The organism is Asanoa siamensis, assembly GCF_016862555.1.
Classification (GTDB): domain Bacteria; phylum Actinomycetota; class Actinomycetes; order Mycobacteriales; family Micromonosporaceae; genus Asanoa; species Asanoa siamensis.
Map to the genome: position 1 here is coordinate 1 of NZ_BONE01000061.1, position 20,814 is coordinate 20,814.

At 71.9% G+C, this 20,814-nt stretch carries 13 protein-coding genes and 1 pseudogene; 5 read left to right on the plus strand and 9 right to left on the minus strand.

Features of this window, described 5'->3' with window-relative positions:
• Nucleotides 1–306: 306 nt before the first annotated feature.
• From Asi02nite_RS29640 to Asi02nite_RS29665, 6 genes and pseudogenes are all read right to left on the minus strand, one after another.
• A pseudogene (locus Asi02nite_RS29640) lies at nucleotides 307–888 on the minus strand (hypothetical protein); the annotation flags it as partial.
• A 111-nt stretch (nucleotides 889–999) separates the two neighbouring features.
• The gene (locus tag Asi02nite_RS29645) at nucleotides 1,000–7,545 is read right to left on the minus strand and encodes an RHS repeat-associated core domain-containing protein (RefSeq protein WP_239127221.1); all 6,546 of its coding nucleotides are present in this window, start codon (nucleotides 7,543–7,545) and stop codon (nucleotides 1,000–1,002) included.
• Nucleotides 7,546–7,587: 42 nt separating this feature from the next.
• Entirely contained in the window at nucleotides 7,588–11,187 is a 3,600-nt protein-coding gene (locus tag Asi02nite_RS29650) for a LamG domain-containing protein (RefSeq protein ID WP_203717292.1), read from the minus strand.
• Nucleotides 11,188–11,422: 235 nt separating this feature from the next.
• Complete coding sequence (locus Asi02nite_RS29655; protein ID WP_203717293.1) at nucleotides 11,423–12,418, minus strand: hypothetical protein; 996 nt, start codon at nucleotides 12,416–12,418, stop codon at nucleotides 11,423–11,425.
• A 4-nt stretch (nucleotides 12,419–12,422) separates the two neighbouring features.
• Nucleotides 12,423–13,100, minus strand: coding sequence for a response regulator (locus tag Asi02nite_RS29660; protein ID WP_203717294.1), 678 nt, complete (start codon nucleotides 13,098–13,100; stop codon nucleotides 12,423–12,425).
• A complete protein-coding gene (locus Asi02nite_RS29665) occupies nucleotides 13,097–14,197 on the minus strand; it encodes a sensor histidine kinase (RefSeq protein ID WP_203717295.1) in 1,101 nt (366 codons plus the stop codon). The genes Asi02nite_RS29660 and Asi02nite_RS29665 overlap by 4 nt, the downstream gene beginning before the upstream one ends.
• A gap of 55 nt (nucleotides 14,198–14,252) precedes the next feature.
• Here Asi02nite_RS29665 and Asi02nite_RS29670 point away from each other — a divergent pair, with 55 nt between their 5' ends.
• Complete coding sequence (locus Asi02nite_RS29670) at nucleotides 14,253–15,425, plus strand: DUF418 domain-containing protein (RefSeq protein ID WP_203717296.1); 1,173 nt, start codon at nucleotides 14,253–14,255, stop codon at nucleotides 15,423–15,425.
• Nucleotides 15,426–15,428: 3 nt separating this feature from the next.
• On the plus strand, nucleotides 15,429–15,671 hold the full coding sequence (locus Asi02nite_RS29675) for a hypothetical protein (RefSeq protein ID WP_203717297.1): 243 nt from the start codon (nucleotides 15,429–15,431) through the stop codon (nucleotides 15,669–15,671).
• Here the strand turns inward: Asi02nite_RS29675 and Asi02nite_RS29680 are convergent.
• Nucleotides 15,668–16,063 (minus strand): VOC family protein, encoded by a 396-nt coding sequence (locus Asi02nite_RS29680; RefSeq protein ID WP_203717298.1) that lies wholly within the window; start codon nucleotides 16,061–16,063, stop codon nucleotides 15,668–15,670. The genes Asi02nite_RS29675 and Asi02nite_RS29680 overlap by 4 nt on opposite strands.
• Nucleotides 16,060–16,932 carry an SDR family oxidoreductase gene (locus Asi02nite_RS29685; protein WP_203717299.1) on the minus strand — a complete coding sequence of 291 codons (873 nt, stop codon included), beginning with the start codon at nucleotides 16,930–16,932 and terminating at the stop codon, nucleotides 16,060–16,062. The genes Asi02nite_RS29680 and Asi02nite_RS29685 overlap by 4 nt, the downstream gene beginning before the upstream one ends.
• Nucleotides 16,933–17,035: 103 nt before the next feature.
• Here Asi02nite_RS29685 and Asi02nite_RS29690 point away from each other — a divergent pair, with 103 nt between their 5' ends.
• On the plus strand, nucleotides 17,036–17,629 hold the full coding sequence (locus tag Asi02nite_RS29690) for a TetR/AcrR family transcriptional regulator (protein ID WP_203717300.1): 594 nt from the start codon (nucleotides 17,036–17,038) through the stop codon (nucleotides 17,627–17,629).
• A 9-nt stretch (nucleotides 17,630–17,638) separates the two neighbouring features.
• On the opposite strand, the gene Asi02nite_RS29695 is transcribed toward Asi02nite_RS29690, so the two are convergent.
• Nucleotides 17,639–18,364, minus strand: a complete 726-nt coding sequence (locus tag Asi02nite_RS29695) for a DUF72 domain-containing protein (protein ID WP_203717301.1) — start codon at nucleotides 18,362–18,364, stop codon at nucleotides 17,639–17,641.
• 75 nt (nucleotides 18,365–18,439) lie between these two features.
• Between Asi02nite_RS29695 and Asi02nite_RS29700 the strand changes: the two genes are divergently transcribed.
• Entirely contained in the window at nucleotides 18,440–19,234 is a 795-nt protein-coding gene (locus Asi02nite_RS29700; RefSeq protein WP_203717302.1) for an MBL fold metallo-hydrolase, read from the plus strand.
• Between the two features lie 46 nt (nucleotides 19,235–19,280).
• A complete protein-coding gene (locus tag Asi02nite_RS29705) occupies nucleotides 19,281–20,702 on the plus strand; it encodes a serine/threonine-protein kinase (protein WP_203717303.1) in 1,422 nt (473 codons plus the stop codon).
• The last annotated feature ends 112 nt before the right edge of the window (nucleotides 20,703–20,814 follow it).

Below are 20,814 nucleotides of genomic sequence, written 5' to 3' on the forward strand. Positions count from 1 at the left end.
CTGATCGCCGGACGCGCCGTGACCGAACTTGAACTCGTGGTCCAGGCTGGTCGTGCCGTCCGTCAGGTACCAGGTCGAGTTGCCCGGCCGGAACACCCCGACCGTGTCCCTGCCGTCCTCGTTCCAGTCGCCCGCGACCGGGATGTCACCGGAGGCGCCGTGACCGAACTTGAAGATGGTGGTCGCGTCCCCACTGTTGACGTCGCGTAGGTAGAACGTCGAGTTGCTCGGACGGAAGACGCCCACCGTGTCGACACCGTCGCCGTTCCAGTCGCCAGAGATCGGGATGTCCTCGGTACGAACGTTCCGCCACTGGTCCACGGTCTCGCCGCGGAGCACGCTCAGCAGAGCCCGCTTGTTGTCGAAGCTGGTGACCTTGTCGCGGTCCTCACTGAGGTGGATGTGCCACAGGTGCGTCGGCCCTGAGGTGGCGGCGCGGTTGTACCGGAAGTCCCAGCCCTCGACGCTGTCGTCGTTGTCGGCCTGGCCGAAGAACTCCCGCCAGCCGTCCAGCCGCGGGTCGTTCGCGTTCTTCGCGGAGGCCAGCAGGCGGTTGGAGTAGCGGGCGATGTTGCTGTAGTCGACGGCCAGGGTCCTCGCCGGAATCGGCTCGTCGGAATGGGGAGAGATGTCGCCGGCGAAGCCCTGCGCCTCCGGGAACGTCCAGTCGTACGCGGCGGTCTTGTCCGACGGGCCGCCCTTGTCCTCGGCGTCCCTGACCGAGTAGTTGTCGGAAGCGTTGCCGGCGCGGGTGTTGTGGTAGCCGGGCTTGTCGACGTAGGTGCCGCCGTTCCTGGTGCCGGGCTCGAGAGCCAGCAGCTGTTCCATCAGCCACCAGGACGCGTCGGTGATCCGGGCGGGATTCGGGTTGGCGGCGGCCTGGGCGGGTGCCGGCAACAGCATGATGCCGGGCACGATCACGAGCGGGACCAATATGCGCAACGCGCGCATCGCTGCCTTTCCTGGTACGTCGGAGGGATGGGAAGTCAGGACGTCGGTCTACTGTGGTAACTCGACGATGGGGTGTGTGTACATCGGGCCGAAGAACAGAATCGTGCCGGAGTTGAGTGTCACGTTCAGGAACCCGCCGCCCTCTTCCGTGGGTCCCGTCTGCCCGCAGACGTTTCCGACGATCCCGCCGCAGCCCTGCAGTGACCACGGCCCCGGTTTGCCCTCGGCGTACTGGACACCGAGTCCGGCTCCTGGATCGAGGCTCGGTCGCTTGTTGATTTTGCCGCCGATGCCGCAACAGCCGACCTGCAAGGCGATTCCGCCCCGCTCGATCTGGATGCCGCCGCAGCCGATGAAGCAGAAGAGGCCGCCACTGCCGTTCATCGACCACGTGCCCTTCAGCTTCGGCTGGTCGGCCGCACGCTTGCGCTCCAGCGCCTCTTTCGGGCTGGGATACTCCGGTTTGGTCGGCCGAACCTGGCAGGCCGCGCTGAGCGGGAACCAGCACATCTCCTCGCGTGTCCACTTGTCGCGCTCGTACTGCTTCGTCTTCGCGGCGTACTCCTCCGCGGCGGCCGCATGGGCCTCTTCACACTCGGCGGGCGACGCCCAGGCCGAGTTGTTGCCGGTGGGACACGGCCGCGTGTACGGCGTCGTCCGCCACGGACGCGCGGGCGGGAAAACGGTCACGAGCGTGAACTTCGGCTTGACCGGCTTGTACGCCCAGGGCACGCCGCGCCAGCCATCGCCTCCCTTGCCTCCGCCGTTGCCTCCGCCACCGTTGCCCCCACCGCCGTTGCCCCCACCGCTGCTGCCGCCCGTCGATCCGCACGTGGTGGGCCAGCACGGGTTCTTCTCCTTCTCGTCCCGGTTGGCCTGTTCGTTCCCAGGCTTGTAGCCGGAGCAGTCCTCGCCCGGCTCGCACGGTGCGAGACCTGTCGGGTCGCTGCGGGTCACCGGATCGTTGTTGGCGTAGCTGTACCCGTGCCACTGCTGCGGATCCGCGAGATCCTGGACCGGGTCGACGGAGATGAACCGGCCCAGCGCCGGGTCGTACTTGCGCGCGCCGAGTTGGGTCATGCCGGTCGCGTCCCGGTCACCGCCCACGAAGCCCTTGGCGTTGGCCCAGGCGGGATCGCCACCGCGGTTCTGTCCGTACGGCGTCTGCCGGCGGACGGTGACGGCCTGGCCCAGCTCGTCGACGCTGGTGTGCTGCGTGCCCTGGTGGTCGGAGTAGACCCAGGTGAGCCCGCTCGCCGTGCGGCTCGCGACCAACTTGCCGGCGAAGGTGTAGTAACGGGTGCCGGTGACCGTGCCGGACTTGTCCCGCCGCAGCTCCTGCCCCGGCAGATACAGCGTGACACCACCGCTGTCACGCCGGACGAGGCGTGCCCCGTCGGCGGCGTAGACGTTGGACTCGACGGTGCTTCCCGAGGCGGTGATGCCGGCGACCCGGCTTTCCGCGTCCCAGCTCAGGGTCTGCGAGGTGGTGCCGGTCGGGCACGCGTTCGCCGCCGTGCCGGTCGGTCGGCAGGTGGTGTTGCCACTGTTGTCATATCCGTAGTTCGTCACGAGGTCGGGCTGCCCTGGCGCCGAGGTGGTGACGCGGGTGACGGCGTGCGGGCGCACCGCGTCGGGTCCCCCCGCCGGCAGCGTGTAGGTGCGCGTGGTGTCGCCGGCGGCGGCGCGGGAGACCTCCTTGGTGCGGTTGCCCACCGCGTCGAACGCCCAGTCCAGCCAGTACGGTGCCGGGCCGCCGAGATTGGCGACGCTCGGCGCGGTGCCGCAGGCGACGCCGGCCTTCGGGGTCCAGGCGCTGGTGAGCCGGCGCAGGGCGTCGTACCGGAAACACTGGTTGTCGCCGTTGCCGACCTGCGGAGTGTCGGCGATCGCGCGGATCGCGCCCGAGTCGAAGTAGTCGTAGCCACGGTCGGAGACGGTGCCGGGTGCGCCCTCGGGTTTGACGGTGGTGCGGCGGATCCGGCGGGTCGCCTCGTCGTAGAAGGTGGTGTCCTCGACGTAGCGGCCGTTGGCCGTCTTGCGCACGGTCCTGGTCGGCTCGCCGAAGCGGGTGTAGTCCTGCGCGGACACGTACGCGTTGACCCCGACCGCGGTGGTGCCCAGCCGGGTGGGCAGGCCGGTGGTGGCGTCGTAGGTGGTCGTCACCGTCTCGTTGGTCAGGCCACCACCGCCCGGGTAGAGGACGCTGGTGGGGCTGCCGTCGAAGGCCGAGTAGCCGTACCCGAAGCTCCAGGTCGTGGCCAGGTCGGCGCCCTCCACCGCCGGGATCACGTAGTTGACGTTCGACGGCTGCGACCGGCTGTTGAAGCCGCCGACCTGCCACTTGTAGATGCTGGCCGCGCCGGTCGAGTCGTACTCGTAGCGGTAGGTCTCGGTCAGCTGCCCCTTCGCGCCGGCGGTCGATCCGGTGTAGAGGGTGTCGTACTTCCACTTGGCCCGTAGGCGGCCCGTCGACGAGTCGTCCCGTAGCTCGGTCTTGCGGCCCAGCGTGTCGTAGCCGAACCAGAGGGACTCGCCGCGGGCGTCGGTGGTCTTCTGCACCTCGTCGTACTGGTTGAACTCCGTGGAGGTGCGGCCCTTGTCCGGGTCGGTGGAGGCGTACGGGCGGCCCTTCACGTCGTAGGCGTACGTCCACCTGTTGCCGGCCGGGTCGGCGACGAGGGTGAGATCGCCGCGGCCGTCGTAGGTGTAGCTGGTGGACTGGTAGGCACCGCCGACGCCCTGATCGGTGGTGTGCTGGCGGAGCTCGGTGGTGCGGCCGCGGACGTCGACGACGGTCGTGGTGGCGGTGCCGCCCTCGGGTGGCGTCACCTTCGTGAGGTCACCTTCGTAGGCCGTGGTGGTGCGCCACTGCTCGACCAGGTTGTCGGTCCCGTCGCCGCTGAGGAAGATCTCGGCGACGGGCCGGCTCGCGTTGTCGAAGACGGTGCGGGTCACGGCCGGGACCGACCATTCGGGCTCCCACCACAGCGTGCCGGAGGGGTTGCCGGGCTCGACGTGCGCGGCATAGCTCGAGGCGGCGCGGCCGAGCTTGTCGTAGTTGATGTCGGTGACGACCCGCTCACCACCGATGCCGGCGGCCTGCGTCTGGCGGGAACGCAGCAGTGAGTCGCTGATCTGGTAGGTCGTGCGATACCCGCCGCCGGCATGCAACGTCCGGGACGTCGTGTACGGGTAGGCGTCGCGGTCGGGCGCGAAGGAGTAGGTGTACTCCTCCGACGGCATCGACTCGTGCCCCGCCCTGGGCCAACCGACGTTCCACACCCGCCAGACCCGACCCATCCCGTCGTACGCCACGTCGGTGACGCCGCCGTTCTGGTTGGTCTTCTTCGTGGTCGACCCCCAGTACGGGTTGACGTCGGCCGTGGTGACCCAGCTGAACGGGGCGGGTGTCGTCGTGGTCATGCGCGTCACCGGCCCGCCACTCGCCGGCGTGTAGCCGATCCGCGTGGTGCCGCCCTTCGCGTCGGTGGTGCTGCTGACCCGGCCGAAGGCGTCGAAGGTGGCCTTGTCGTTGATCCGCCACACCGTTCCGCCGGTCGGGCTCCAGTCGTCGAGACGCTCGATCATGGTCACCGAGCCGTACGTCGGCGCCGTCGCGACGCTCGTGGCGCCGTCGAAGTAGTTGCGGCTGTCGGAGATCATCTGGTCCGCGCGGGTGGGCGCGGCGCCGCACGGCAAGGCGGTCGTCGTGGTCTGCCGCACCGCGTCGGTCAGGTTCTTGCCGGTGTTGCGGTTGTAGCTGAAGGTGGTGCACGTCTCGTCGCCGCCCGCAGCGAAGTTCCCGTCGTCCTGATTGCGCTCGACGGTGCCGTAGGTGTCGTCGAACCAGGACTGCGTACGGGTGGTACGCCAGCCGCGTGCGCCGTCGACGCCGAGGGCGGTCGACCGGTAGGTGGCCCTGGTGTTGGTGAACCGGGCGGTCACCGTGTCGCCGTTGATGGTGCGGGAGGCGGTCGCGGGCGACATCCACGGGACGTTGACGGTTCGGGAGACGGGTTTCGTGTCGACCCCGTTGTAGACGACCTCCTCCCGGACCATCCCGGCGAACTGGTCCTCGTCGTAGACGGTCTCCGTCCCGATCGAGGCGGGTGCGGTCACCGATCGGGTGGAGGTGCCGGCGGCGTTGGCCCGGTCGCCGTGCATCCCGCGCAGGTAACGGGTCCGGGTCAACGTCTGTGCGCCGGGGACGTCGCCGGTGCGGACCTCGACGGTGGCGTACCCCCGGAACTGGTTCCAGGTCTTGCGTTTGGGCTTGGTGAGCCCGTCGTCGTCGGCGTAGTGCCACGCCGGTGCGCCGACGTAGGTGTAGTAGGTGAAGACCGGGGGCGCCGGGTGTCCGGTGTGGTCGGACGGAAGGTCCGACTGCGACACCGCGGTGACCCGGTGCTTGTGCCACCACTGTTCGACGACCCGTTCGCCCTGCGGGTCGTCCGGGTCGGTCACCATGACCGGGTAGCAGCGCATCCCGTTGTCCTGTGGCGACGCCGGCAGCCGGGACTCGGTGCACTCGGTCCGGTCGTACGTGACGTCGATCTTGGCGCCGGTCTCGGTGACGATGTAGTCGATCCGCTGCCAGTTGCTGGTGGTGGTGTTCATGGTCAGGACGCGGTTGGGCATGGACACCGGCGCGAAGGTGACCGGCGGCATGGTGATCGCCGTGCCGACCAGACCCGCGTGGACGATCTTCTCCAGCCACAGCCCGGCGTGGTCGGAGCCGTCCCCGAGCGGTGGGAAGGAGTGCGTGAGCGTCCACGAGTCGACGTCCTGCCACGCCGCCGTCGGCTTGGTGGTGTCCCAGACCCGGGTCGTGATCTTCGCGAGGCGCTTGGTCGACCAGAAGGTCGGCGAGTACTTGTTGGGGCAGCTGCTGCCGGTGCACTCCTGGTCCCACGGTGTGTCCGGCCAGTTCGCCGCGTTGTGGGACCCGCACGACGAGGTCACGCACCGGTCCGCCGCATCGAACAGCACCTGCGCGGTCGGCTGCACCGAACGGTCGGTGGCTCCGCGATCCCAGGTGCCGTAGTCGATCCGGGTCAGCGTGCCGCCACGGGTGTAGGAGACCGCGTCGCCGTCGGTCAGGTTGCGCGCGTACCTGTTGGCCTCCTTGGCGTACCAGTAGGAGATCGTGTTGCCGCGCACGTCCACGACGTGGTCCAGGTTCCAGCGCCAGGCCTGGGCGCAGAAGGAGCTCGTGAAGGTCGTGGCGTGGCAGGGATCCTCGGGCCTGGTCCCCGCCGCCGGGTGGTTGCCGGCGACCGGCACCGTCCACGTGGAGTTGGTCGCGGTCGACTGGCCGGACGGCTTGTCGAGACCGAAGAAGTACTGGGTGCCGTCGGTGGAGGTGACCTTCCAGTACTCGCCGTTGTCGTCGCCGTTGCCGGCCCCGGTGAGCTTCTCGACCCGGGATCCGTTCTCCTGGCGGCCGTGCCACCCCTTGCCCGCCTCGTACACGAGCTCGGTGCCCTGACCGCCCAGGCTCAGCACCGCGTTGTCCGACCGCCAGCACAGGTCGCCGGTCTTGCGGGTGTTGTTCGCGCCGCCACCCATGTCCTCCGCGCACGGGACGTACCGGCGTTCGATGTAGCCGGGCCAGTAGTCGAACCCCTCGCCGACCCACGAGGGTTGGTTGTTGGTGACCTCGCTCCGGCCATCCACACTGGAGGACGAGTAGGCCAGCGCGAGCTCGGGTTCGGGCCCGGCGATCGCCGGCGGAGCCTGCATCGGGTAGCTCCAGGTGAAGCCTCCGCCGTTGCCGCCGGCGGACCAGGTCGCGGAGGGCGACAGCGCGGTCGCGGTGAAGTCGCCGCCCGCTCCGGACGGTCCGGCCGCGAGAGCGATCAGGGTGCCGGCCGCCGTGTCGGCCGCCGCGTCGCCGGCGCCGACCGGGACGTCGGCGGTGACGGTTCCGGCGTTCCCGTCGTTGCGGGAGGGCAACGGCCGGGCCGCGCAGCCGGGCGCGGCCGGCGTGGTCACCGCGCATTCGGGCAGCTGCCACAGCCGCAGCCGGGAGGCCCAGTCACCGCCGTACGCGTGCCGGAAGGCGCCGTAGTCCACGGACAGCTCGGCCGTGCCGGTGGCGGCGGACGCCGGCGCGCCGACGCGGAGCAGCACCCCGTCCCGCCACCCCTGCGGTGCGGTCGCGCGGTCCAGCACGCGGACGCCGACCGCCGAGAGCCGCTCCCCCGCGGCGCCGGCGGCGCGATCGAGGTGCACGGGCAACCCGCCGGCGCGCACCGGCTGTCGTTGCGCGGTCCCCGGGAGGCTGACGCGGGCAGTGCCGGCCGCGGGCCAGGACGGCGGAGGGACGGCCACGCGCCGCTGCGGGGTGTGCGGCCACGCCCGGTGGCGCACCGGGCCACCGTCGGCGTCGGGCTTCTCGAGCTGCGGCGCCGGGCCGGCGGACCGGGTCGGGCCGCCGGACGCGGGATCGGGCTGCGCCTGCGCCGGCGTCACGGCCAGCACCCCGCCGACCAGCGCCCCGACCACGCTGACGGCGACCAGCGCGCGCAGCCGACGACGGCCGTTGCCGCCCCGCACCGAGCCGGCGGGCGGCTTCTGTACGTCGAACACCCATGCCTCCACGAGACGTCTGCCAGTCAGCGACTGGTTGGTTTACGCGGCCCGGCCGGCGGCGGCGTCGTACGCCGCGCTCACCTGGGCGTCGGTCATCGCACCCTGGAAGACCGCGATGTCGTCGAGGGTGCCGGTCCAGGGGTCCCGGAGCTGATCGCGCCAGAACGTGCGACCGACCAGCAGCGGCCCGGAGGAGGCCATCGGGGCGAAGGAGGGCGTGATCGAGCCGTCGGGTGCGCCGTCGACGTAGAGGCGCAGTTGGTTACGGCCGGCGTCGTACACGCAGGCGAGGTGGGTCCAGACGTCGAGCTGCACCGCCGACGTCGAGGTGACGTTGGCCGTGACCGAGCCGGAGACGTCCTCGTCGGTGATGGCGCACGTCCATGTGCCGGAGGCGGTCGCCTTGAGCCAGACGCCGCTCTCGTGGGAACCGCGCTGGGCCAGCACCGTCTGTTCCCCGGCGAGGCGATCCGGTGCCACCCAGGCGGAGACGGTGTACGACTCGTCGGTGCGCAGCACCGCCCGGTCCTGCCAGACGGTCTTCTGGTATCCGTCCCCGTCCGGTGGGGTCAGTCCGGCCTTGGCAGCGGAACGGGCCCACTCCTGGGTCGCGCCCCACGGCTCCGGGTTCTCGTCGGGGAAGTAGTAGCCGTCGAGATGCAGGCCGTTGTCCACCCGTCCGGCCTGGATCGCGGCACCGCGCGTGGTTGCGAGCCAACGGGCGAACGGGGTGCCGTCGCCGGCGTCGCAGGTGTCGGCGCGGTCCTGGACATGGCAGTCCCGGGCCAGCTCGAACTCCCAACGGCCCACCTCGATCGGCGTGAGGATTCCCGGTTCGTCCACATTGCCGTTCTCCGGAGCGGCGAGCTGACCGGTGAGGTCCTGGTCGACCAGGGCCCGGTCGAAGAGCTGGACATCGGCGATCTGGCCCCGGAACCAGTCGCCGTCGACGCCCAGGTCGCGGCTACGACCCACGGCGACGGCGCCCGTCGCGATGAACCCCGCACCGCGGACGGCGAGCCAGGTGGCCGACGGCATCACCGAGGCGACCCGCTTTCCGTCGACATAGAGTTTGATCTTGCGGTCCGTCTCGTCCCACACCCCCGCGACATGCACCCATCGGCGCACAGGGGCCGCGGCCGGAGACGCCGCCTCCGCCAGGACGCCGCCCTCCTTGTCGGCGACGCGCATCCTGAACTTCCCGGCCCAGCAGTCGTATTCGAGCCGGAAGGCGCTCGACGGACCACTATCGGCCGAGACGGCGGAGAGATTGACGCAGCCCGCGAAGGAGTCCACGCGCACCCACGCGGCCACGCTGAACGACGCCGACGTGTCGACCGCGGGACCGGACGTCACCGCCTGCGACGAGGTGCCGTTGAAGGTCGCACTCTGGCCACCGACCAGCCGGATCCCGTCGAGCCAGGTCACGTTCCGCGCGGAGAGCGGGGTGTCGAAGCTGAGCGAGGGCTGCTTGTCCTGCAACGCCTGCGCCTGTGTCTCCCCCGGGTAGGTCTCCAGTCCCCACCGGGTGACCGGGGGCGAGGCCCGGGCCACCGTGATCGCGCGCGAGCCGACGTTGCCGAGGTTGCCGACGGCGTCGATCGCCCGCACCCACAGGATGTTCTCGCCGTACCGGGGGACGGTGAGCGTGACGGTGGCCGTCTTGGTGGTGGTTCCGGAGGCGGGCACCTCGATGACCGGCGAGCTCGACCAGTCGTAGGCGAACTTCACCACGTCGGGCGTGGTGCTGGAGAACGTGAAGGTGATCGGTTTACCGGGGCCGGGGATCGCGCCCGGTGTGATCACCGGAGCCGGCGGCACCGACGTGTCGACCGCGAACTGGCACCAGGCGGACCAGCCGCTCCACTGCGAGTACGGGGCCGGGTCGACGGCGGTGACCCGGAAGGCGTACGTCTTGTTCTTGACGGCCGACACCGGCGCGGTGGTCGCCCGGCCGTTCGCGGTGGCCGGGGCGCGGGGCGGTGCGGGCAGCCGCGGCGGCGAGGTGTCGGTGACCGCGCCGATGCCACCGGCGGGCACCTCGACCCATTCGTACGTGCCGGTCAGCGTCTGACCCGTGTCACCGTCGGGGTAGACCGCCGACAACGTCGGTGTCAGCGTGCCGGTGGTCAGCACGCCCGAGGTCGGGCAGTCGACGCCGGCGACCCGCAGGCTCGTGGGGCGGCCCGGCCGGGAGTCGTAGTCGACGACCAGCTTCGCACTGGCGGGGAAGAACTTCTTCCAGCGGTCCTGGGCCGACTCCCACTCCCCGTTCTCGTTGCAGGCGCAGAATCCGACCGTGACGGTGGGCCAGTTGCCGGTCGCCGCCGTCTGCACCTGGCTGGTCACCCGCGATCCGGTGAAGTTCATGTACATGTCCGGCTGCGGGGAGTCCGAGCAGCCCGACCCCTCGTTGGCGTGGCCTTCGGCCGAGTCCAGCCACGACTTGAGCCGCATCGACGACCAGGAGGCCTTCATCGTCGTGTTGATGGCGGGGACGAGGTACATGTGCGCCCAGGTGCTGCCGCACGACCACGAATGGTCGAGCTTCATCTGGACGTACGCGGACTCGATGTGCTTGCCCTTCAGCGAGACACTGCCGTTGGTGGTCGGGAACTCGAAGAACGACCGGAACCGCACGCCGGCGCACGGTCCGTCGGGGCTCAGGCCCACCCGCGCCACCGAGTAGTCGGTGTTGGTGCACCCGTTGCTGGTCGCGTAGGCCCACTTCGACCTCGTCACCGACCAGGCCGGATCGACGAAGACCGGGTACGTGACGTCCGGGCCCTGCAGCAGCCGCACGTCCGGCACCAGTTCGAGGCCGCCCCCGGTGGCGATGCGAGCGTCGACAGGGGCCGTACGGGCACCGTCGCCGGCCGCGGCGGCGCTGGACCGCACCGAGCCGTCGTGCGCGTCGATCGTGGCCGGTTGCGACGAGTCCCACATGACCGCCGGCTCGGCCGCGGCGAGCACGGTCGAGCCGGCGACCGCGCGCAGCGCCCCGTCGGACGTCCGCTCCACCCGCGCGTCACCGCTGACCCCTAGCGAGAGGGTTCGTACGCGCGGGTTCGCGGCGGCGGTGGCGTTCTTCACCACCAGGACGTGGGTGAACCCGGTCTCGGTGGCGCGGACGACCAGGTCGACGTCGGGCAGCACTCCCGCGTACGTGGCGGAGTCGCCGGAGACAGTCGGCGCCGGCAGCCGGTCGGGCCAGGAGAACCGGAGCTTCCTGCCCGCGCGGGTCAGCGACACGAGCGGGCTGTCGCCACCGGCGGAGAACGCGACGTCCGCCACCGACGCCGCCGGGCGGAGCAGGCGGTCGGTGCCGGCGCGCAGGCTCAGGTCGAGTGCCGCCCAGGAGCCGTCCGCGCGTCGGGCACGCTGCGGCACGACCGCCGACTCGAACGTCAGCCGACCGTCGGGCTGCGCCACCACCTGCGTGTACTCGGACTGCGAGGTGCCGACCACGACCTGCTGCCCGCACGCGGCGGCGACAGCCAGGGCGTCCTTCTCGGACGGTGTCGACGCCACGCACGCGGGTGCCGCGGCCGCCGGGGCGGAGATCGCCGCGGGCACGAAGACCGTACCCGCCGCGAGTGCGACGGCCGCGGCCACCCACGCGTACAGCCACCGCTTCACCGGAGCATTTACCACGCCGTCCTCCTGCTGGTCATGCCGTGCCCGGGACCGCGGCCGGCCGGGACCGGTTCATCACACCGTGGGCGCCTCCGGCGGAACAGGACGTTGAACCGGACGTTTAGCCCGACGTTCGCGTTCACCCTGCGATTCCTCGTTGGCAGCGTCGTACGCCGCGGTCGCCTCGACACCCCGGCGTCCCACGGACCTGGTCGCTCCGATGACGGACCCCGCTGCCCTACGCGAGGGACCTCGACGAGTTCCGGCGCTGGTGGCCGTTTCCGCCGACCGCGTGCTGTGGGCACGGGGGCTTGGTAAGCGTGAAGTACGAAGCGGACGCCACCAGCAGGCCGATCCCCCAGAGCGTGTAGCCGCCCAGTTCCAGCAGCAGCGTCAGGAACGGGCCGTCGATGTCGCCGCGTGCCCAGGCACTCATGCCGGCCACACCGAAGTAGGCCGCCAGGCTGCCGCCCATGAACAGGCCCGGGCCGAGGACCAGCCAGCGCGGCACCGGCCGTCCGGCCAGCGGACCCAGCCACGCCGGCCAGACGCGCCCCCAGTGGTGGGCCAGCGCCAGCGGCAGCAGCGTCCCGGCCAGGCCCATCAACCCGAGGAAGACGACCATCGCGGGTACGGAGATGCCGTTGGCCCTGCTCGCCGCGGACGGCCACGTGTCGGCGATCGCCGCGTCCAGCCACACCGCCATGCGCGCCAGGTAGCCGGCGACGGCGAGGTAGGCACCGGCGTACGCCCAAGCGGGCGACCGCTCGTCGCGGTGCTCCGGCGACCGGCCGTGCACCCGTCCGCACGACGCGCACGCCCGCGCGGCCGCTCGTCGCTCGCGTGCCGCGAGGGCCAGGCAGAGGACCCCGCCGACGGCACCGCTGCCGCTGGCCAGCAGGCGTGTCACGGTGTCCGCGGTGACGTCCTCGAACAGGATCGAGGCGAGCATGACCGGAAAGAGAAACGAGTACGCGCACAGCGCGATGCCGGCGAGCGCGTTGAGGCCGGCGACCGCGTAGCGGCCGGCCGGGCGGAGCCCGCGGGCCGCGCCGACCGCAACCGACCCACACCCCGCGAAGGCCACCACCGCGATGCCCACGGGCAGCCATCCACCGGGAAAATACGACTCGCGGGCGAGGCCCTGCGGGGCGTCGACCGCCCACCAGACGTGTACGACCCCGTAGACCACTTGCCAGACCGACGCGACGACCGCCAACCGTGCATTGCGCATGCCCTCAGCTTTCGCCGGCCGCGCCCCGTCCGCCTCCCCATGGCGGGGGAAGTTCGAGCAGGCCGGCTTCGTGGGCGAGCAGGGCCGCCGCGGTGCGGTTCGGGCAGTTCAGCTTGACCAGCAGGCGCGAGACGTAGCCCTTGACCGTGGCCTCGGCGAGGTGCAACCGGCGGGCGATCCGCAGGTTCGAGTCGCCGGCCCCCAGACCGGTCAGGACCTCGATCTCACGCTCGTTGAGCGAACCGACGAGGCGGAGGGCGCGGTCGTGGTCGGGTGTCCGGCTCACCAGCCGCCGCGCGGCGACCGGCGACAACACGGTGTGGCCCGCGGCGGCCACGCGGATCAGGTCCGCCAGGTCCTCCGGGGCCGTGGACTTGACGAGGAAACCCGCGGCGCCGGCGCGCAGGGCCCGCACGACGTACTCGTCGACGTCGAACGTCGTCAGGGCGATGACCGTCGGTGGGTCGGGCAGCGCCGTGATGCGCCCGATGGCGGTCAGGCCGTCGACGCCCGGCATGCGCAGGTCCATCAGGATCACGTCCGGGGCCAGCCCGACCGCCGCCTCGACCGCCTCGGCGCCGTCGTGGGCCTCGCCGGCCACCTCGAACCCGGCCGCGGTCAGGATGGTACGCAGGTGCGCGCACACCATCGGATCGTCGTCGACCACGAGAACCCGCGTCATCGGCCGACCGCCGCCGGTACGTGGGCGGGCAGCACCGCGTGGACCGCGAACCCACCGTCCGACGTGGATCCCGAGGTGAGCGTGCCGCCGACGACCTCGACCCGGTGCCGGAGGCCGGCCAGACCGCGGCCGGCACCCGCGGCGGTGACCTCCGGACGAGCTGGGAGGTGACCGGGCGGGTTCGCCACGGTGGCCCGCACCCCGTCGCCGGCATAGTGGACCGTGACGAGCGTGTCGGCACCGGGAGCGTGTTTGGCCACATTGGTCAGTGACTCCTGGACGACGCGGAAGAGGGTGCGTCCCACCGCCGGGTCGACGACCGTCGGGTCGCCGTCCTCGACGAGGCGCACCGGAACGCCGGCCGCGCGCGCACCGTCCACGAGCGACTCGAGCGAGCCGGCCGCCGGCTCGCGCACCGCGCGTACCGGGCGGGATCCGTCGTGCAGCAGACCGATCAGGTCGCGCAGCTCGGTGAGGGCCAGGCAGCCGGTCACCCGCAGCTCCTCCGCCGCGGCGCGGGTCGCCGGGTCCGCGGCCGTGACCCGCAGCGCGCCGGCCTGCAGCACCATGAGGTTGATCCGGTGCGTGACGACGTCGTGCATCTCGCCGGCCAGCCGGACCCGCTCCTCGGCCCGGGCCTGCTCGGCCAGTTCGTCGGCGAGCCTGCGCCGCGCCCGGGCGTAGAGGCCGAGCACCGCCGAGACCGCGATGACGGTGGGCGCGGTGATCGGGTCGTCGATCGCCCACGCGTGCGCGCCGGTCATGAACGCCACGGTCAGGGCCGCGACGACGGCCCAGGGCCGCCACCGTCGCCCGGTGCCGTACGCGGTGACGGCGTAGGGCACCAGGACCGCCGCCCAGGCGGGCGCGAGGAGGCTGATCGCGGCGATCGTGAGCGCGGCTGCATACGGGTGCCGGCGGCGCGCCAGCAGCATCGCCGCGGCGGCGACCTGCAGCGCCACGTAGAACCAGGTCGGCGCCGTGATCGCCTTGGTCGCCACGTCCGGGTCCGCGAGCTCCAGCCCGCTGCCGACGACCGCCGCGACCAGCGCCAGGAACACGTCGACGCCGCGATGAAGTGCCCGGACGCGCACCATGCCAGCAGCCTAACCCGTCGTCCGCGCCCCGGCCGTGCGACGAAAGTAGGGTGCGATGCCGACCGACGTAGCGCGTGCGCGACCTGCCCGCGGGGAACCGCAACCGCATGCAGCCAGACGTCTCCACCGCCGGCCCCGCATCCGGGCCCTGGACACGCTGCGCGGCTTCGCGCTGTGCGGCATCCTGATCATCAACATCTATCAGCAGGTCGTGTGGCGCGGCGTGGCGGCGGGCAAGGCGGAGCTGCTGCCCGACGCCGTGCGACTGCTGTTCTACGAGCGGTTCTATCCCGTCTTCGCGATCCTGTTCGGCATCGGCTTCGGGATCTTCCTGCGGCGGGCGGCCCGACGGACGGACCGGCCGCGGCTGGTGCTGGCTCGCCGGCTGCTGTTCCTGTTGCTCATCGGTGCCCTGCACTTCGTGTTCCACCCGGGCGAGGCGCTGACGGCGTACGCGTTGGCGGGCCTGGTCGTGCTCCTGCCGCTGAGCTACGTCGGCGGCCGGTGGGCCCTCGCCGTCGCGCTGGTGCTGCTGTTCGTCGGCGCGCAGCTCATCGTCGGCTACGGGCCGATCCCGGGGCTGCTGGCGCTCGGGTACGCCCTGGCCCGGCTGGACGTCCCCGAGGCCCTGGAGCGACGGCCGCACCGGGTCGCGCTCGCGTTCGCGGTGTGCGCCGCGGTGGCCGCCACGTGGATGGTGCTCGACGTTCGCGGCGCGCACGTCCCGATGGTCAACGTCGTCGGCGGCCCCGGCGGCGGGGTCAACCTGCTCGGCCCGCTGGCCGGGATCGCGACCGGACTCGCGTACTGCTGCGGTCTGCTCCTGCTGCTGCGCACCCCGCTCGGCCCGGCGCTGTCGGCGGTGCTGTCCCCGATGGGCCGGATGGCGTTGACCAACTACCTCAGCGCCACCGTGCTGTTCCTGGTCTTCGGCCCGCTGCTGGGCATCGACAGCCCCGCCGACTGGCCGCGGATCGTCGGCCTGACGATCGGCATCCTCGCGGTGCAGGCACTGTGGAGCGCGTGGTGGCTGCGCCGGTTCCGCTACGGTCCGGCGGAATGGGCCTGGCGCTGCCTGACCTGGTGGCGCCGCGCCCCGATCCGCGTGACCGCCGACGCCGACGGAAACCGCGTCGACACGAGGCCGCCGGACACCACGACGGCCGCCGGTCCCCCGACGGGCCTCGCCGTTCCGCCACGCGGCGACCGGCGGCCGCGCGATCATTGAGGCGTGGCCAAGCTGGGCGTCCCGTGCGCGGGCGGACCTTTCCACGGCCGCCACTTCCTGGTCGACGTCGACGACTTCGGCCTGCCGCCCGAGCAGATAACGGAGCTGGACCTCGTCATCGCCCAGGGCGGAAACCTCGTCGACGCCGACACCTCGGGACGATACGAGCTCGAAGCGATCAGGGCCCGCGCGACGGCACCCTTCCGGTACGTCTGGGTGCCACGGAACGGGCTCGGGCGGGGCTAACTCGGCGGCGCGAGCGTGCGGAGGACGCAGAACTCGTTGCCTTCGGGGTCCGCCAGGACGACCCAGCTCCGGTCCGGGTCCTGGCCCACGTCGGCCCGGGTGGCACCGAGGCGGAGCAGCCGGGACACCTCGTCGGCGGTGCTGCCGTCGATCGGGCTGACGTCGAGGTGCAGCCGGTTCTTCACCGTCCTGCCCTCCGGCACCCGGATGAACTGCAGGGTGGGCGGCATCTGGCGGTCGCGGACGTCCTCGACCGTCGGCACCCACGAGCCGATCTCGACCTTGCCTTCGCCGCGGTCGATCACCGTGAAGTCGAGGACCGCGCACCAGAAGGCCGCGAGCCGCTCCGGATCGTGGCAGTCGACGGTCAGCTCGGTGAACCGGCTCGTCACAGCTCCGCCTGACCGGTGGCGCCGGTCGGGGCCGGGACCGCCTTCTCGGCGGCGCGGCTGACCGCTTCCCAGCCCGCCCAGGTTTCCATGCGGCGCTTCGAGATGTCGAAGGCCAGGTCGTAGACCATGCTGCCGAGCAGGAGCCGCAGCGGCGGGTCGTCGCTGTCGACCAGCTTCATGAGCGCCTCGGCGGCCAGCGTCGGCTCGCTGTCGATCGACCCCTCCGCCCACTGCTTGGCCAACTCCGCGCGCAGGTCGTCGTACGCCGGATTCGGGTCTGTCGCCCGGCTGCTGGTGTAAAGGTCGGTCCAGTAGCCGCCCGGCTGGACGATGCTGACCTTGACCCCGAACGTGCCGGCCTCGGCGGCCAGTGCCTCGCTCATCCCCTCCAGGGCGAACTTGCTCGCGCTGTAGAGCCCGGTGCTGGGGAAGCCGCCGAGGGCGCCGATGCTGGAGATCTGCACGATGTGCCCACTGCCCTGCGCGCGCAGGTGCGGCAGAACGGCCTGGCTGACCCAGAGCGCGCCGAAGAAGTTCAGGTCGAGCTGCGCCCGGGCGTCGGACTCGGTGAACTCCTCGACCATCCCGGCGTACAACGCGCCCGCGTTGTTGACGACCACGTCGAGTCGGCCGAAACGCGCGATCGCGTGTTCGACTCCCGCGAAGACCGCCGCGCGGTCGGTCACGTCCAGAGCCAACGTCAAGAGCCGATCCGGGTGTACGGCGGCGAGAGCGTCCAATGAGGACACGTCGCGGGCGGCCCCGACGACCCGGTCGCCGGCGTCGAGCGCGGCCTGGGTGAAAGCGCGACCGAGGCCACGACTGGCACCGGTGACGAACCAGACCCGCGTACCCACACCGTTCGGCATCTATTGATCTCTCTGTTCGACTGGTCCAGCGGTGACGACACGGTACGTGTCGTTTCCTTCATGTGTCAACACGACACGTGTCGTTTCCCGGTATGCTGGCGTCGTGCCGACGCCGCCCAACCCGCTGCGCCGCAACGAGGCCAGTCGCCGATCGATCCTCGACGCGGCGCTGGAGCTGTGCGCCGAGGTCGGCTACGGACGGCTCACGGTCGAGGCCATCGCGGCCCGCGCCGGCGTCAGCAAGAAGACGATCTACCGGTGGTGGCCCTCCAAGGGCGCCGTCATGCTGGACGCCGTCGACGAACGGGCGAAGGCCGTCGCCGCCCACCCGTACACCGGTGACCTCGCGACCGACCTGCGCAACCAGCTCGCGGCGGTCGTCGCGCTCCTCACGCCGTCGGACCGGTCCCCCGTCGCCGGCCTGATCGCCGAGGCCATGCACGACGACGAGCTGGCACACGACCTGCGCGAACGCCTCATCCGACCACGGATCGACAGCTTCGACGAGCGCCTGCGCCAGGCCCAGCGCGACGGCCAGTTTCCCGCCGACGCCGACCTCGACGTCGCGCTCGGCCTCGTCTACGGGCCGATCTACCACCGTCTCGTCTTCCACCTCGGCATGCCCGACGCGGCCCAGCTCGACACACTCGTCACACACGCCCTGCGCGCCTTCGTCACGAAGTCCGGGACGAGCTGACGGCGATCGTCAGCGCAGGTGCCGCAGGAGCGTCGTCGCGTCGCGGACCGCGTTGCCCTCGCCGTCGTTGTTGAAATACGCGTAGACGTCCCGGTGCTGCGCCCGCCATTCCCCGATCCGCTCCGCCCACCAGCGCAGGCTGTCGTCGGAGTAGGAGCCCGCGTAGAGGTGGCGGTCGTCCGGGCCGTGCAGGCGCACGTAGACGAACGGCGCCGTGGCCCGCAGCACGCACGGCAGCTTCGCGCCGCTCATCACGCAGTAGGCGGCGCCGTGGCGTTCGAGCAGGGCGAACACGGCCTCGTCGTGCCAGCTCGGGTGGCGGAACTCGACCGTGACGCGGATCCACGTCGGCACGAGGCCGAGGAAACCGTCGAGGCGGCCGTCGTCGCGCTCCAGGTCCGGCGGGAGCTGCACCACCAGCGGCCCACGCCTGTCGCCGAGCTCGTGCAGGCCCTCCTCGATGCGGCGTACCCAATCGTCCGGGTTGAGCAACCGCCGGCCGTGGGTCAGCCAGCGCGGCGCCTTCACCGCCATCTCGAAGCCGGCCGGCAGGCGCCGGTGCCAACCGGCGAACATGGCGGGCCGGGGCCAGCGGTAGAAGCTGGCGTTGAGCTCGACCGTCCGGAAGTGCTCGACGTAGGTGGCCAGGCGCCGCGCCGGCGGCAGCCGCGGCGGGTAGAGGACGTCGGCCCAGTGGTCGTAGCTCCAACCCGACGTCCCGACGTGAACGGTCACGCATCGCGTGTTCCACCGACCGGCCGGGTCCAAACCACGACGCATACATCGCCGGAGCGCGGGTACGCGGGCCGGATGGACCCGACCATCGGCGCGAGTGTGACGTTCGTCGGGAACGCGACGACGGTTCTCCGGCTCGGTGAGTTCACCCTGCTGACCGATCCGAACTTCGTACCCGCGGGAAGTCGGGTCCATCTCGGTTATGGCGCCTTCACCCGCCGCCTGCGCGGCCCGGCCTTCGGCATCGAGGAGCTGCCGCCGTTGGACGCGGTGCTGCTGTCGCATCTGCACGGCGACCACTTCGACGGCGTCGCCCGGGACAAGCTGCCGCACGACCTCACGATCGTCACGACGCCGCAGGCGACCGGGCGGCTGCGGCGCTGGAACTTCACCGACGTCCACGGGCTGCCGACCTGGCGGACGCATTCCCGGGAGCGGAACGGGCAGTCGCTGCGGATCACCGCGGTGCCCGGCCGGCATGGTCCCGGGCTGGTCGACCGCCTGCTGCCCGACGTCATGGGCTCCGTCGTGGACCTCGAGACCGAGGGAACCAACCGGTTGCGGCTCTACATCACCGGGGACACGGTCCTGCGGCCGGTGCTGGCGGAGATCCCCCGCAGGTACGGCGACATCGACGCGATGATCATCCACCTCGGTGGCACCCGGCTGGCCGGACTGCTGCTCACGATGAACGGCCGGCAGGGCGCGGAGCTGACCAGGCTGATCAGGCCGGCGCTGACCGTGCCGGTGCACTACGACGACTACAGCGTCTTCACCTCGCCGCTGGCGGACTTCGTCGCGCGCGCCGGCGACGTCGCCGCCGTGCACCCCATCGCCCGCGGCGACACGCTCCCGCTGCCGGTCCGATAACGCCCACCGAGATGCAGTCGATCATCAATATGTGCAGACTGGGCCGATGCGGGACGACGGAGTGCTGATCGGTCGCTACCGTCTCCTGGAGCGGCTCGGCGACGGCGGCACCGCGGTGGTCTGGGCCGCCCACGACGACGTGCTCGGCCGCGCCGTCGCGGTCAAGGTCCTCTCGGACGCGCAGTCCATCGACGAGCCGGCCCGGCGGCGGATCCGCGACGAGGCGCGGATGGCCGCGGCGCTGTCACACCCGCACATCGCCCAGGTTCACGACTTCGGCGAGACCGACGACGAGCAACGCGCGCCGTTCGTGGTGATGGAGCTGGTGACGGGTCGGCCGCTGAGCGAGCACGCCCCGCTCACCCCGACCGGGGCGTTCCGCCTCTGCGCCCAGGTCGCCGCCGCTCTGTCCGCCGCGCACGAGGCGGGGCTGGTCCACCGCGACATCAAGCCGGCCAACATCATGGTGACCCCGCTCGGTGCCAAGGTCGTCGACTTCGGCATCGCCGCCCCCGCCCAGCCGGGCGGCCCGGCGGCGCCGGCGAGCGAGCTGTACGGGACGCCGGCCTACCTCGCCCCCGAACGGATCACCTACGACGCGGTCGAGCCGGCCTCGGACGTCTTCTCGCTCGGCGTCGTCCTCTACAAGCTGCTGGCGGGCCACACGCCGTGGCCGGCAGGGACGAAGAGCGCCGTGATGACCGCCCACGTGTTCAGCGACCCCGCGCCGCTACCGGCGATCGGCGGCGTCCCGCCCGAGGTGCGCGACCTCTGCCACGCCTGCCTGTCCCGCGACCCCGCGGCGCGCCCGACCGCCGCGCTGGTCGCGGCGACGTTGGCCCGCGCGGCCGGGTTGCGGACCGTCCACGACGACCTCCCCGTCGCCGCGGCGCCGGTCTCCCCCGCGCCCCGGTCGCTGCGCCGCCCGCTCACCGTGGCCGCGGCGGCCGCGGTGCTGCTGGCCTCCGGCGGTTGGTGGCTGCTCGGCCCGGACGGGTCGGCCCGCGCACCGGTGGATGGGGCACCGCGGTCGCCGACGGCCACCCCGACCGCGGACGCGGGCCGCGAAGACCTGGGCGGCGCACCGGCCCCGACCGCCGGCCCGGTCGTGCTGCCCGACCCCACCACGCCACCGGAGGGGACCGGTCCACCGGTGACCCGGCCGACCGCCGGGCCACCACCGCCGGCGCCGACCCTTCCGGCGCCGACCTCGCCGGCCGCGGAGCCGCCCGCCTGGGGCACCGCGCAGCGGCTCTCGTCCGAGGGCGGCACCGTCGACGCGGCGTGCTCGACCACCGACCGGGTGAGGTTGACGGCCTGGACACCCGGCAGGGGCTACGCGCTCGACGAGGTCGACCCCGGCCCGGCCACGGTCGCGGCGGTCACGTTCCGGCACGGCCAGGACCACGTCACGATGACGGTGACCTGCGCGGACGGAACGCCCTCGGCCCGGATCACCCGCCGCTGACCGATCCTGACGGACAGGCAAGGTCAGCGGTTGACACTGAGTTTCAATCGCTTGTCATAGGGAACCCGCCTCCCCGGCCGGCGCCGATGCCGGTCTGGTGTTCGGGGAGGCG

Excerpts from the sequence above, each read along its gene's own strand:
- Asi02nite_RS29685 (WP_203717299.1), bottom strand. The coding sequence starts at position 16,932 with ATGCCGAACGGTGTGGGTACGCGGGTCTGGTTCGTCACCGGTGCCAGT.
- Asi02nite_RS29705 (WP_203717303.1), top strand. The coding sequence starts at position 19,281 with ATGCGGGACGACGGAGTGCTGATCGGTCGCTACCGTCTCCTGGAGCGG.
- Asi02nite_RS29670 (WP_203717296.1), top strand. The coding sequence starts at position 14,253 with ATGCCGACCGACGTAGCGCGTGCGCGACCTGCCCGCGGGGAACCGCAA.
- Asi02nite_RS29660 (WP_203717294.1), bottom strand. The coding sequence starts at position 13,100 with ATGACGCGGGTTCTCGTGGTCGACGACGATCCGATGGTGTGCGCGCAC.
- Asi02nite_RS29700 (WP_203717302.1), top strand. The coding sequence starts at position 18,440 with ATGGACCCGACCATCGGCGCGAGTGTGACGTTCGTCGGGAACGCGACG.
- Asi02nite_RS29665 (WP_203717295.1), bottom strand. The coding sequence starts at position 14,197 with ATGGTGCGCGTCCGGGCACTTCATCGCGGCGTCGACGTGTTCCTGGCG.
- Asi02nite_RS29655 (WP_203717293.1), bottom strand. The coding sequence starts at position 12,418 with ATGCGCAATGCACGGTTGGCGGTCGTCGCGTCGGTCTGGCAAGTGGTC.